The organism is Nevskia soli, from assembly GCF_903970205.1.
Lineage (GTDB): Bacteria > Acidobacteriota > Terriglobia > Bryobacterales > Bryobacteraceae > Bog-113.
The window spans coordinates 1-11,922 of sequence record NZ_CAJCHS010000297.1; the positions used below are offsets into that span (position 1 = coordinate 1).

At 57.9% G+C, this 11,922-nt stretch carries 9 protein-coding genes and 1 pseudogene; 3 read left to right on the forward strand and 7 right to left on the reverse strand.

The genetic code is table 11. The features are described from left to right. The 3 genes from H1Y01_RS13095 to araA form a co-directional block, all read right to left on the reverse strand. Positions 1 to 301, reverse strand: a 301-nt coding sequence (locus H1Y01_RS13095; RefSeq protein ID WP_219341519.1) for an FGGY family carbohydrate kinase, incomplete at its 3' end; no start/stop codon positions are given. Between the two features lie 11 nt (positions 302 to 312). Next, positions 313 to 999, reverse strand: coding sequence for an L-ribulose-5-phosphate 4-epimerase (locus tag H1Y01_RS13100; RefSeq protein WP_257644452.1), 687 nt, complete (start codon positions 997 to 999; stop codon positions 313 to 315). Positions 1,000 to 1,184: 185 nt separating this feature from the next. Then, positions 1,185 to 2,666, reverse strand: a complete 1,482-nt coding sequence (gene araA, locus H1Y01_RS13105; protein WP_180540963.1) for an L-arabinose isomerase — start codon at positions 2,664 to 2,666, stop codon at positions 1,185 to 1,187. A 160-nt stretch (positions 2,667 to 2,826) separates the two neighbouring features. Here araA and H1Y01_RS13110 point away from each other — a divergent pair, with 160 nt between their 5' ends. Next, positions 2,827 to 3,684: a hypothetical protein gene (locus tag H1Y01_RS13110; protein ID WP_180540964.1), complete on the forward strand. Its 858-nt coding sequence runs from the start codon at positions 2,827 to 2,829 to the stop codon at positions 3,682 to 3,684. A 221-nt stretch (positions 3,685 to 3,905) separates the two neighbouring features. On the opposite strand, the gene H1Y01_RS13115 is transcribed toward H1Y01_RS13110, so the two are convergent. The 4 genes from H1Y01_RS13115 to H1Y01_RS13130 form a co-directional block, all read right to left on the reverse strand. After that, a complete protein-coding gene (locus H1Y01_RS13115; protein ID WP_180540965.1) occupies positions 3,906 to 5,783 on the reverse strand; it encodes an arylsulfatase in 1,878 nt (625 codons plus the stop codon). Positions 5,784 to 6,187: 404 nt separating this feature from the next. Continuing rightward, a complete protein-coding gene (locus H1Y01_RS20090) occupies positions 6,188 to 6,616 on the reverse strand; it encodes a helix-turn-helix domain-containing protein (RefSeq protein WP_180540966.1) in 429 nt (142 codons plus the stop codon). Positions 6,617 to 6,636: 20 nt separating this feature from the next. Beyond that, complete coding sequence (locus H1Y01_RS13125; protein ID WP_219341520.1) at positions 6,637 to 7,521, reverse strand: SCO family protein; 885 nt, start codon at positions 7,519 to 7,521, stop codon at positions 6,637 to 6,639. Between the two features lie 28 nt (positions 7,522 to 7,549). After that, the gene (locus H1Y01_RS13130) at positions 7,550 to 10,150 is read right to left on the reverse strand and encodes an FG-GAP-like repeat-containing protein (protein WP_180540968.1); all 2,601 of its coding nucleotides are present in this window, start codon (positions 10,148 to 10,150) and stop codon (positions 7,550 to 7,552) included. A gap of 280 nt (positions 10,151 to 10,430) precedes the next feature. On the opposite strand from H1Y01_RS13130, the gene H1Y01_RS13135 reads away from it, so the two are divergent. Then, on the forward strand, positions 10,431 to 10,919 hold the full coding sequence (locus tag H1Y01_RS13135) for a hypothetical protein (RefSeq protein ID WP_180540969.1): 489 nt from the start codon (positions 10,431 to 10,433) through the stop codon (positions 10,917 to 10,919). A gap of 513 nt (positions 10,920 to 11,432) precedes the next feature. Continuing rightward, positions 11,433 to 11,922 (forward strand): annotated as a pseudogene (locus H1Y01_RS13140) (hypothetical protein); the annotation flags it as partial.

Sequence of the window (11,922 nt, forward strand, 5' to 3'; positions counted from 1 at the left end):
GATAGTATTCATCGAGCGGCTGCAAGTCCGCATCAACGACGATCACGCTGGAACCCGTTGTATCCAGCGCAAAGGCGAGCACGTCGTCACCGCGCGTTCCGGTCTCGTCCAGAACCGCGCGAGTCGCTTTGACCAGGGCCTCCATCTGATCGCTATGCGACTGCGTGGCATAGTCGGGGTCTTCCCGGCGGCGGTGCAGCGGGTATTCCGCGACCGCCGTGCCGAGGCGGCCGCGCTCCGAATCGAGGAGTGTGACGCGGACGCTCAGAGTCCCGAAATCCGCGCCGGCAACAATTGGCATCTTGGTCTCCTTTAGCGCTGCCCGTACGTGGCGTTCGGACCATGCTTGCGGAAGTGATGGCGGTCCAGCAGCGCCTGCGAAACGCCGGCATTCGCGTTGAGCACAACAGTCATGAATGCCATCTCCGCTACAGCTTCAAGGACCACCGCATGGTGTGCCGCGTCGTGCGGCGTGCGGCCCCAGGCAAAAGGTGCGTGCCCGCCAACCAGAACGCCGGGAATGGCCAGCGGATCGATGCCCTGAAAGCGCTCGATAATCGCGCGCCCCGTGTTGAGCACGTAATCGCCGTTGATCTCGTCATCGGTGAGCTCGCGCGTACAAGGGACGGGTCCGTGGAAGTAATCGGCGTGCGTGGTGCCCAGCGCGGGAATGTCCCGGCAGGACTGGGCCCACGCCGTGGCGTACTTGCTGTGCGTGTGAACCACCGCGCCAATAGATGGAAACGCTCGATAAAGAACAAGGTGCGTCTTCAGATCGCTCGAGGGCCGCAGAGAGCCTTCAACAACGACGCCTTCCATGTCGGTCACGACCATTTGCTCCGGCTGTAGCTCGTCGTAATCCACTCCGCTTGGCTTGATGCAGACGAGCCCCTGCGCGCGGTCAATGCCGCTCGCGTTCCCAAACGTATAAAGGACCAACCCGCGTTTGACGAGTTCGAGATTGGCCTCCCACGTTTCTCGTTTCAGTTCTTCCAGCATGGCTTCTTCGTCCTAAGCGTCCCACCAACATCCCGTCGTGAAATCCGATTGTTGGCCGGGTCGGGGAAGCCGCAAAGCCCCACTCCGAGCCCGACCGAAAGGGAGGGTCCGCCGCCGTCAGCCGCGCTGACCCTATCCGGGTGGAACGGTAAGCAAGCGGTGTTTTGAGACTCTACCATGGCAGACTAGCGCAGCTTAAAGGCCGCGTCGCTCCAGACCAATTCTTGCCGGAAGCGGCGAAGCTGCGTGTCGTTATCGATGCAAACCAGTTCGACCCCGGCAATCTCGGCGAAGTCCTCGACGTGCTCGATTCGCAACGCCTGACTGAAAGCCGTATGATGCGCCCCGCCCGCGTAGATCCACGCGGCCGCCGCCACCTTCAAACTCGGCCGCGGCACCCAGACGGTGCGTGCGACCGGCAGCTTAGGAAACGGTTGATCGGGCGCAACCACATCGACTTCATTAACGATCATGCGGAACCGATTGCCCATGTCGACCACGCTGGCGACGATCGCCGGCCCCGGGCCCGAGGTGAACACAAGCCGTACCGGGTCCGCCTTGCCCCCGATGCCGAGCGGATGCACTTCAATGGCAGCCTTGTCCGCGCCGACGCTCGGGCAGATCTCCAGCATGTGGGAACCAAGAACCTTCGGTGTCCCGGCGAAGTCGTACGTATAGTCCTCCATGAAGGACGTGCCGCCGTTGAGTCCAGCGGCCATGACTTTCATGACGCGCACCAGAGCGGCAGTCTTCCAGTCCCCTTCCCCCGCAAAGCCGAATCCGTCGGACATCAGCCGCTGCACGGCGATCCCGGGGAGTTGACCCATCCCGTGAAGGTCTTCAAAGGTGTCGGTGAACGCGCCGAAGCCACCGCCGGTCAGGAAAGCGCGAAGCCCGAGCTCGATGCGCGCCGCGACAGCGAGGGACGCCGGGCGGTTGTGAGCGTCGGCAAGCGTGTAGGTGTCCCGGTACTCCTCCACAAGCTTCGAGACAGCCGCATCGGAGAACTCGGACATGCGATCCGTAAGGTCGCCGATGCCGTAGCCGTGGACTTCGTAACCGAATACCCGCTGCGCCTCTACTTTGTCGCCCTCGGTGACGGCCACGTTGCGCATGTTGTCCCCAAAGCGCGCGACCTTCAGGTGCTGCGACTCGTGCCATCCAAGCGCCGCGCGGGACCATGTCCCGATTTCGGCCAGCGTGTCCGCCTCCTGCCAGAAACCGACGACGACCTTGCGCGCCAGGCGCAGGCGTGCGGTGATGAACCCGAACTCGCGGTCCCCGTGCGCGGCCTGGTTCAGGTTCATGAAATCCATGTCGATGGTCGCGTAGGGCAGCTCGCGGTTAAACTGCGTGTGCAGGTGGAGCATTGGCTTGCGCAACTGGGATAGGCCGTTGATCCACATCTTCGCGGGCGAAAACGTGTGCATCCATAGCACCAGGCCGATGCACCGTTGGTCGGCATTTGCTTGCTGGCAGAGCGCCGTGATCGATTCCGCGCTCACCATCACCGGCTTCGCGGCCACATTCACCGGGATAACTTCGGCGCCATCCAGATGCGCCGCGATGCTCGCCGCGTGTTCGGCAACCTGGGCAAGCGGCCCCGGACCGTACAGGTGCTGGCTGCCTGTTACGAACCAAAGTTCAAGACTCTGTATGGGATTCACAAGTCTCTTAGTAACACACGCCGGCGGGCGAGATAACCGAGGGTCCACACATCCCTGGGGCCGCTACCTTTTCCGTCTTTTTTCTGTTATCGTTAAACCACATTCCAGCCGCTTAAACCGCCCAGACCGGCTAGCTCCTGCATGAGAAGGACAACCGGCAATGACCGAAGTGCCGCTCCGGCAGGAAGTATTCAAAGGCGCTACGCGCCAAGATCGCACTGGTTTTTTGCTTTACCGGCGGCGTCCTAAATTTCCTAACTCCACCGCCCTTGTCGCCATAGGCTGCTGCGCGGTTTGCCTGGGCCGTATCGAGGGCCAAACCAACGCGCCGGACGCATGCCAGAGCATCGACGCGAATAGCGGATCGTCTTTGACGACCGCCAGCGTTCTAGAGCCGCGGTTCAAGCCCTTTTTGGGGATCTTCCCCAGTCATAACGTTTCCCCTTGTCTATCTCCCTACGTGCCGATCAGCTCCAGGAACAAATTCGCGATCGCGAGCGCGGACGCTTTCGGCCCCGGCGCCGTTATGCTTGCGGCCTTGAAGGGGGGCACCGCGCAGTTACTCAACTCCAATCGCTCCTTTGGGCAGGAAGCGTCGGGTTACGGCCGTTATGCCGGCGCTGCCTATGCGAACCACGTGCTCGGCGACTTCCTGACGGAGGGTGTCTATCCTTCTTTGCTTCACCAGGATCCCAGATACTTCCGAATCGGCGGCGGCTCCACCGGCGCCCGCGTGCTGTATGCGCTCAGCCGCGTCTTCTGGACGCAAACGGACGCCGGGGTTACGGCGTTCAATTATTCCAGAGTGCTTGGCGCTTCCAGCAACGTGGCCATCTCAAGCCTCTACTACGCAAAACATCGCGACGCGGAACGCTCCGCGGTTGCGGTCGGCGCGCAGCTTGGCTGTGCGATGGCAACCAATGTCTTTAGGGAGTTTTGGCCCGATCTATCGCGAAGATTTTTCGAAAGAGCAAGCAAGCCGGGGGGCAACCCGGCGCGCCCGGCGGACGGAAACTAGCCCGATTCTCCTTGGCGCGAGCGCCGCAAACCGAACCAGGCGAAGGAAATCGGCATCACAAGCAACGGCAGCCAATCGATTCTGAAGCGCTCTCCCACTAGCGCCTTCGCCTGGCCGGATCTGCGGCCAGAACCTCTCGTGCTGAACGTGCCGGACACTCACGATCGATACGATCTCCAAGTCACAAATCCGCCGCTATCGGCGCCGAGGGCTTACCAGGGCTACTCGCTGCCGCTGCCGGGCTTGGTTATATCTCTCACCGCATCCATAAACGGTTTCGAGTCTTTGGTGTGGTGAATTCGTCCATTTAGCACATCGTCCCACGTAATGTACGGATAGAGATGATGTGTCTTAGCCTCTTCCTCGAACAGAGCTTTTAGCTCAGCCAGTCTTTCAGGGTATTTCTTGGCTAAGTCCACTCGCTCGGTGTAGTCCTCGTTCAGGTTATAGAGTTCCCAGGCGTTTTCATCGAACGGCTGTTTACTTTGCGCGTTTCCGGTGATGAAGCTGCTGGGGTAGGCTAATTCGGCTTTCCACCCGTTGTGGTAAATCGATCGCGAACCAAAGATATAGTAATACTGCAAGGTGTGACGGGTAGGCGCGTTGGCATCGTTAATCGAGTAAGCCAATGAAGTTCCCTCGACGGCCTGTTGTTTGATTCCCCGAATCTGCTCAGGAGCCTTGATCCCGATCAGATCAAGCGTCGTCGGAAGAAGGTCGATCACATGACTGTACTGGGTGCGGATTCCGCCTTTGTCCTTGATCCCTTTCGGGTAGTAAACAATAAGCGGATTGTGGGTGCCGCCTTCGCTGTTCGCATCCTGCTTCCAGAATTTGAAAGGCGTGTTTGCGGCCTGAGCCCAGCCCAGCGGATAATTCCCCTCGACGGCGGCGGACGTACCTATCTCGCCAATCTTACTCAGGTTGTAATTAATAAGCTCTTGCTCGCTCATGGGCTTGCCGAACACAGGACGATCGATATCCCCGTTCAAGGTTCCCTCTTTGCTTGCGCCGTTGTCGCCAATCGAAATGAACACCAGCGTGTTATCCAATTGATTGATCTCTTTCAAATGGTTGATCAATCGGCCCACTTCATAATCCGTGTACGTCAGATAACCGGCATACACTTCCATGAAGCGTGCATAGAGCTTCTTCTCGTCCGCTGACAATTGATCCCAGGCCTTGATGTTCGGATTACGATCGGGAAGCATTGCATTCGCCGGAATCACGCCGAGTTTCTTCTGACGCTCAAAAACCTCCTCGCGGTAAGCATCCCAGCCTTGATCGAACTTACCCTTGTACTGATCGCTCCAGTACTTATCGACCTGGTGCGGAGCATGCGTGGCGCCCGGTGCGTAATAGAGGAAGAACGGCTTATCCGGAGCCGCCTTCTTCTCACGATCGATGTAAGTCATGGCTTTATCGGTGATCTGCGCGCTTAAGTGGCGCCCATCGGGACGCACGTGAACCTGATCTTCCACCAGATCCGGCTTGTATTGGTCGGTTTGCGAACCAAGAAACCCGAAGAAATGGTCAAAGCCTTTTCCGGTTGGCCAATGATCGAAAGGACCTGCATCCGTCGACTCTTCATCAGGGGTTAGACCATATTTGCCGACCGCGAACGTGCTGTAACCGTTCTCGCGGAGGATTTCCGCAATCGTTCCGCCCGAGGAAGGCATCCTGCCGTCCCACCCCGGGAATCCGGCGGACATAACCGTGTGCGCGAACCCGGACATGTGCACGCTTGCGCTGTTACGGCCCGTCAGCAGCGCCGAGCGCGTTGGGGCGCAGATCGCGGTCGTATGGAAGTTGGTATAACGCAAGCCATTGGCGGCCAGCGCGTCGAACGTGGGAGTCTGGATGAGCCCGCCGAATGTATTAGGAGCGCCATATCCCACATCGTCCAATAAAATCCACACCACGTTGGGGGCGCCGGCGGGCGCTTTTACGGGTTCCGGCCACCATTCTTTGGATTCGGCGAGGGTCCGGCCAACCACTCCCTGAAACTGCTGTGTCGCTTGAGCCTGCAGTGAGAATCTTGCACTTGCCGCAAGCACTAACCCCGCTACTAACGCGTTCAGTACGTTCTTAGTTTTCATAGAGAATCAACCGTGTCATCCTTTATTCGCCAATCCGAGCACCGCTGCCGGACAGCCCGCCCAGCGCAAACAGGAAGGGCAAGATAATTCACTACCATACCGATAAACATTAGGAAGTTTCAACAACTATTTTCGGTTTTTCAGTACTCGACATCGTCGCGCCTCTGTAACGTACTGAATCTATTGAGTTCACAACCAAACATGCAAAGAGAACCGCACCGCCCCACTCCGAGCCCGACCGAAAGGGAGGGTCCGCCGCCGGCAGCCGCGTTGACCGTATCCGGGAAGCGCGAGTATCGGAGGCGCCAGTCCTTCGCGGACCAAACCAGTTCGTGGACCGCCGCACCAGGACCGGCGGTCGGCCCGCCCTTCAGGCACTTTGCAAAAGTCAGCCAATGCCGCTTCTATACTCCGCAGCTCTTCACGCGCTCAACGCCCGCCCGACGCAATCCTAACGACACTAATATTTTCCAGACGTGCCCAGCGTGGTACACCACTCCGAACTGGGACTCTATCAACCGCGCGACGCGGGGGCACGTCCACAACTGGCCGTCATAGCCAAAGTTTCGCGGACTCTGCGCCAGTAGGCCTTTAAGCAATTCACGCTGTTTGGCGCTCAACTCCGGGATGCGGCCGACTCGTGTCGACCTCTTAAGCGCCTCATCCCCCAACAACCGCTGCCTGGTCACCCAGCGACTTACCGTCTGGCGGCTAACTTTTAACCTTTGCGCTACTTCTTTTTGCGGAATGCCCTGACGCACCAGGCTGATAGCTTCCAGCCGGCGCTTCTCGAGTGCGCCGAAGTCCCGAGGGACACCCGGTTGATTTCCCATATCAGACCAACCGATCGCCGCTATCTTGAGCTGATTTGCGGGTTGTTATGGGTTAGAGTTGCTTCCACCAGGTCCCCCAGCTGGATGGCCGTGAACTGGTTGCCTTCCACGTTGGCAACCAGTTTCCCTTCGCGGTCTACGATTGCGGTGTGCAGTGAATGCGTCATCAGGCCTTCGTCCGGCCAGAAATTCATACCGAACAACCCGCACACCTGCTTCACGCTACTGAGCGTGCCTGTTAGGAAATGCCATCCCTCAACATTCGCCTTCCATTGGCCCGCATATTTCGCCAACACATCCGGGCGATCGTGATCCGGATCGAAGGTAATGCTGAGGAGTATCAGGTCCCGGCCCATATGATCGTTGAAACGCTTCTGAAGTTGCGCGAAGTTGCTCGACAACCGCATACAATAGTCGGGCAACGGGCAGCGTGTGTATATGAAAGTAATGGCTACCACCTTGCCGCGGAACTCCGAGAGTGTGACCGGACGATTGGCTTGGTCGACCAGCGAAAAGTCGGATACGTTTTGTCCGGGGCTCAACGTGGATTGCGAACCTGCGCTAACTTGCATCGCCTCATCCAGAAGCGCGAGACGCCTGTTCTGGACAGGGTCGCGTTCCAGGCTATCGTACTCGCGTACATGCACGCGTGAGATATAAGATGATGTCTTGCCGATAACCAGCGTGAACTCGATTGTTTCGCCAGGCTTTAGAGCCTTAAGTATGCGTGGGTCTTCGACCCGATACGGCATCGTCATTGCATCCATATACCCTGGAATCTGCTCGTGAGAAACCAGTACAGTATTGTGCGGGGCATCTACACTTATTACTAGCCCGGTAACCTCGTATTGCTGTACAACCGACCCTGCAAAAAGCCCGAGGACGAACACTAAGGGCAAAGACAATATTCCGTATCTCATCCGCCAGATCCTTTCAAAGACCGGAAGCATTTCGACGCTGAGCGCTTCGCGCCGGACCGCCAAGTTGAAACGAGCGCCGCGTCTCGCCGGTGAAGCTCTTCTCAAATTCCTTGATTTCCAAAAATTGATTGACCGCGACGCCTTCGAAAGTCTGCTTGGTCTTCGAGGCGGGCCACCATACCTCGACCTTTTCAATCCGGGCCGACTTACCCAGGCCGACATGCTGCTGTAGGGGTGAGGCGCCGAACGATCCGCCGCTACCCACCGTGCGCCAGATAGTACGGCGGCCCTGTCCCTGGTTCACCACCGTCACGGCGATGCGCGCGCCAATCGCACTTCGGTTGGACCTTACCCCGACCAGCCGCACAGTGATCCAGTCGTTCCCATGTTTGCCGGGATTCTCAAACAGACGGCTGGGCGATCGATCACCCGGTTGAGGGCCGCCCATCACCACAAACAGATCTTCGTCTCCGTCGTTATTCAGATCTCCGAAAGCTATGCCATGGCCTTTCGCAAGCGCTCCGGTTCCAGAAGAGGTAGTGATATCGACAAAGCGCTTGCCGCCCTGATTGTGGAGTAAAACGTTAGGCAGCGTAGAAGTAAAGGCGGGATTACCGCTCCCCATGTAGATATCCAGGAAACCATCGTTATCTATGTCTCCGAAGTTGGCGCCCATGGGCATGAAGACACGATCCAGCTTGACAGCCGATGTCACGTCTTCAAACTTCCCGTCCCCGAGATTTCTATACAACTTCAGCGTTTCCCCTTTGCGGGGTAATCCCATATAACTTCGCGCAACTTCTTCCAGAGAGAAAAAGTAGGAGGTGACGAAGAGGTCCGGCCGTCCGTCGTTGTCATAATCGAAGAACCAGGCCCCGAAACTCATCCAGGGCCAGTTGACTCCGGCCGGTCGTGCGACCTCGGTAAATGTACGATCCCCGTTGTTATGGTAAAGAAAGTTGTCGCCGTTGAAGTTGGAGACATAGATATCCGGATAGCCGTCGTTGTCGTAATCGGCTGAGACGGCCGCCTTGCTGAATGCGGTTCGATCAATTCCCGCTTCATGCGAAATGTCGACAAAGGTCCCGTCTCCCTTGTTGAGGAATAACTGGCTCGGAGCGTTCTCGTTAGCGATAAAGAGATCGAGCTTGCCGTCATTGTCGATGTCCAGCCATACCGCGGATTGCGATGAACTCAGCGGCCCATCGAGTAGCCCGCTCTGTGCGGTAACGTCCGTGAACGTGCCGTCGCAGTTATTTCGCAGTAGGGAGTGGCGCCTCGGAATTTCCCACCCGCCGCGGAGTACCAGCAGGTCCACGCAGCCATCGTTGTTATAGTCCGCCTGAATGATGTTGAGCCCGCCCGTCTGCCCTCCGAGCCCGGCCGCGCCCGCGCGATCGGTAAATGTTCCATCTCCATTGTTGTGGAAAAAGCGCAGCGGGGCGCAATCGTCGATTTGGCTCGTCACTACGTCCAGAAGACCGTCATTGTCGAAGTCGTCAATAACTACACCCCCCGCGTTGCCATAGGTGGCGAGACCTGCTGCGGGCGCCACATCCAGAAACCTTCCTAGGTCTTCTTTTGACGCGAAGGTTGAGGGTGGAATTAGGAACTCCTTGGGGACTTGCGATGGATACTCATCCGCCGCCATGTACGCCAGGTTTACCAGCCACTGCAACTCCGTGTTGGAAGGTTCGCGCTTCAGACCCCGGCTCAGGTAGTCGATCGCCTTCTCCGCGTCCGCGCGCTTGGTATGCAGCGTCCCAGGGTGCGACGGAAAGAGGAGCGCCTGATTGATAACCGGATCTATGGCAGGGTCAGCGAAAGCGGCCCGATGCAGGTAGCTGGTTCCTAGCACTTCCTCCATGTGCCAGGCAAGTGGGTAGTTTGATGCCGATAGAGCGAGTTGGTAAACTACGTCCAGCTCTTTAATGGCGTCATCGAAGTCCCTTTGGGAGGACCATAACTGCCCCAGGGTATAGTGGCTGTACCCTAGGTGGAAAGTATCCATAGCCGCACCCTCGTTTGCAATGAGCTTCTGCATCGCCGCTATGCCGTCGTGCGGCGCCTGTTCACGCGTCGCGCAAACGCGCTTCAGGTCCAATTGCCACGCACGCAAGTCCGATCCGGTCGGCAGGCTGTTGCGGATGGCCTGGAAGAATTCTCCATAGCCGGAATCGTCGGGGATCAACCGTACATTCTTTAGCGCAGTCGCCGCCCGGTCGCGGTCCGCCTCAGTAGGGTCGGCGGATTCGGGTTCCTTCAGAACCTTAAGAATGGCGTAACCCGCGGGGATTTTGATTACACCTGTAACTTCACCCGGCTTGATGCCGCGCAGCGCGTCTTTCAACTCCTCTCGCAGACTGTCGGTGTCTACAGTCCCGAGCTGTCCCCCGGCGTCGGCCGACGCATCGATCGAATATTGGCGTGCAAGGGCGCCAAACTCCTCGCCGGCGTGTATCGAATTAAGAATTTTGTTGGCTTCTTCAGGTGTACCTGTAACTATTAGTTCAACCGGAACGTCATGCCCTCCGTCGCTTTCACCTCCTGCTGGATCGATGATCCATAGCAGTATCAGAATTTCAAAGACTCGCCTCAGTCGCGTTCGTCGCACGATACGGCTATAGACCCCACCATTTGGGCAAAGAATATCGCTGAATTTCCGGAATGACAATAGTGGAAACAGGTAACTAAGTGCGTAATCTCGCACAATAGTGCGCGATCATGAGCCCGCATAATATAGCGTCACTATCTTCTGTTGTTGCCGGGGACAAACGTCGGCAGCTAGCGTATTGACTAAGTTAATGCTGGCTAAAATAAATCAGTGCCCGCGATAGTCTCGTTGAAGTGCCAACGGAGATAAGGGGGCATCCTAGTGTTAAGAGCAGGCGTATATGGCGCAAACACCAAAGACACCGAGCATCGAGACGCAGCGGGCCGCTATGAAAAAGCTCGAGTTTCTGATTGGCGAGTGGTCGGGCGAGGCCTCGGTCCTTCGCGGACCGGGCCAGTTCGTGGACTTGGTGCAGACTGAATCCGCTCAGTTCAAACTGGACGGCCTGTTGCTCGTGATCGAGGGCGTCGGCCGCACCAAGACGGACGGCGGACCCGCCCTTCAGGCGCTCGGGCTGATTTCCTTCGACGATGACGCCGGAACCTATCGGATGAGAGCCTTCAACGACGGGCGATGGCTCGAAACCGAGATTAAGCTGGCCGATGGCGAAGACTCGATTTCGTGGGGGTTCACGCTCGGCGAATTCAAGACGACGACCGTACTCCGCATCAATGACCAGGGTGACTGGACTGAGTTTGGGCAACTAACCATCGGCGATCGGCCGCCGCAGAAAATGATCGAGTTAAGGGTCCGCCGGACTTCCCACTAACGCCCGGGATCTTGGTTACTCTTACTCGAAGGAGGCGCGCGATCATGAAAAACCTGTTTGGCGTGTAACCTGTCTCGAAAGGGTAAGTTCCGAGAAATCACCCAAAGGCCGTCATTCGAAGGTAAACTGAGGGTTCGGCCCTACACCGGGCCTTCCACAACTCTTCCAGTCGAACGTCGATTACCAACTGGCAAGAGGTATGTTAGCCGGTGCTTATGGAGATGGCGGAGCAGTCCGAGGACGTAGCTCCCTCGCAGGTTCGGCGCGGCTCTTCCAGCCGGTGTACTTCGGAGTACGCCTCTTCCTTTTGCATCGCATCGAGCGCCTTCGTGAGAAGTTCATCGACGCCTGGAAATCACCGCTTTGGATCTTCTCCCGAAAGCGAACCCGTTCACTCAATCACAGCGTTTCCAAAAATATTTTGACCAACTAACACAACCCTCCTACCCAAAATTATCCCAAGTCCTCGCCTATCCAAGTCCTATCCTAAAGCCAGGGAGACCTCTAACAACCATGTCAGCCCCAGCACCTTCATTACTTACAGACGTTACTGATCCATCCACCCCGGCCGCCGCGCCGCAGACCGAACCCGCATCCCGCACCCGCGCCGAGATCAACCGCGCCAACGCCCAGCACTCCACCGGACCCCGCACTCCCGAAGGCAAAGCACGCGCGTCCATGAACGCCGTCAAACACGGTCTCTTCTCCGTCGAAGTCCTCCTCCCCGGCGAAGACCCCGCCATCTTCGAATCGCTCCGCACCGAATACGCCAACGATTTCCACGCCGAAACCAGGCAGGAGCTCGCGCTCGTTGAGGAGATCGTCGCGTGCCACTGGCGCATCCAGCACATCGTCGCTCGCGAAACCGCGCTAACCATCCTCAGCGCCGAGCAACAGCGCGCTGCCGTCGAAAACATGTTCGAGGCCGACGAAGACACCCTCACCGCGCTCGCCCAGGCCGCCGGATTTCAGGCCAATGCGCGCCTCTTTAATCAGCTCTCCA

Excerpts from the sequence above, each read along its gene's own strand:
- H1Y01_RS13100 (WP_257644452.1), bottom strand. The coding sequence starts at position 999 with ATGCTGGAAGAACTGAAACGAGAAACGTGGGAGGCCAATCTCGAACTC.
- H1Y01_RS13110 (WP_180540964.1), top strand. The coding sequence starts at position 2,827 with ATGACCGAAGTGCCGCTCCGGCAGGAAGTATTCAAAGGCGCTACGCGC.
- H1Y01_RS13115 (WP_180540965.1), bottom strand. The coding sequence starts at position 5,783 with ATGAAAACTAAGAACGTACTGAACGCGTTAGTAGCGGGGTTAGTGCTT.
- H1Y01_RS20090 (WP_180540966.1), bottom strand. The coding sequence starts at position 6,616 with ATGGGAAATCAACCGGGTGTCCCTCGGGACTTCGGCGCACTCGAGAAG.
- H1Y01_RS13135 (WP_180540969.1), top strand. The coding sequence starts at position 10,431 with ATGGCGCAAACACCAAAGACACCGAGCATCGAGACGCAGCGGGCCGCT.